The sequence below is a fragment of the Hymenobacter crusticola genome, assembly GCF_002154225.1.
GTDB classification, from domain to species: Bacteria; Bacteroidota; Bacteroidia; order Cytophagales; family Hymenobacteraceae; genus Hymenobacter; species Hymenobacter crusticola.
Genome location: NZ_MTSE01000101.1, coordinates 1 through 1388 on the forward strand (window position 1 = coordinate 1; position 1388 = coordinate 1388).

Below are 1388 nucleotides of genomic sequence, written 5' to 3' on the forward strand. Positions count from 1 at the left end.
GCCGTGCTGCCATTATTGACGGCGGTTGCAGTAAGCGTTGCCGCGCCAGCTGCCGAAAGGAAAAGATTCGCATTCTGAGCAACGGCGACAGGTAATGCGCAGGTAGTTACGGGAATGCTGACTGAATAAGCCCCTTGCCCCGTAACAGAAGTTTTATCGGCCCGCACCCGGTAATAATAGGTGCTTCCAGGTGTTAATCCCGTGATGCTCCGCGTAGTAGTGCCCGCCGTAATCGTGAATGGGGAACCGCTGATGGGCGAGGTAAACGCAGCGGAGGTAGACACGTCCAATAAATAATTGGTAATGGTTCCTACCGCTGGTGTTGTCCAGTTGGCCGTGAAATCCGTGCTGGTTACACCAGTAGCAGCCGTAGCCGTGGGCACCACCAGCGCGTAGCTTTCTACCCAGTTGGAGGAAGAATTACCGCTGGCCAAGGCGAAGCTCGTGAGCGTACCCGCGTAGTTGCTGGCTAGGTCATACACCGTGGTCAGACCCGTGTTAGCCTCCCCGGGTGTGCCTTGGTCAAAGTTCAGATAGAGCTTTAAGTTACTGGGCGTCGCCGAAACGGTGCTGAGCATATCGGCCTGAAGGTTAGCAGGCGTCAAGGCGGCGTTGTAGATCCGCACCTCGTCTAGCCGACCAGTTAGTAAGTTTGTGTAGATGGTCGACTTCCCTACTGTTAAGTTCTCGCTACCGCTCACGGTGCCCGTTGTGGTGGCGCCAGTTCCGTCGGCGACCCCGTTTACGTACAGTTGCAGGGTAGTCGCGGCTTTCGTCCAGACGGCGGCGACGTGCACCCAGCGGTTCGCCGGCAGCACCAGATTGCCGTCGGCTTTTCGCCAAGCCGTGTTCCCAACTCCATTGGGCCAAACCTCCGCGTGCAGCGTGTTGCCGTTCAGATAGAGGTTGTAGTCGCCCGTCTTGCGAATAATGGACTGTGCGCCCGTACCGCCAGTGTAATATACCCAGGCTTCAAGCGTGAAATCCCCCGTACCAAGGCCTGTGACGGCCGGCGTACTGCCAAAGGCCACGTAGTCGTCGGTGCCGTCGAACGCGAGGGCATTACCCGGGGCTGCCATTACGGTAAAGGCGGTACTCGTAGCAAAGCCGTTTGGTGTCGTAACGGTTGTCGAGCCCGTAAGCGGGGTCGTTACGGGCACGCGGAACGTGAGGCTGGTAGCCGTATTATTGGTAATACTAGCGGTGGCATTTACGCCGTTTACTAAAAGCGAAGTAACCCCCGTCAGGTTCGTGCCCGTAAGCGTTACCAGCTGACCTAGCCCGCCCGCGGCCGGCGCAAAAGACGTGATAGTAGGGGGCGTTGCCACAAGCGTCAGCGTGCCATTGGCGGCCGACGGAGCGGTGCTGTAGCTAATGTTGCTGCTACC

1 protein-coding gene is annotated in these 1388 nt (G+C 58.1%); it reads right to left on the reverse strand.

The window, feature by feature from the left end; genetic code table 11:
* On the reverse strand, nucleotides 1-1388 hold a 1388-nt coding region (locus BXP70_RS29020), incomplete at both ends, for a LamG-like jellyroll fold domain-containing protein (protein ID WP_179197906.1).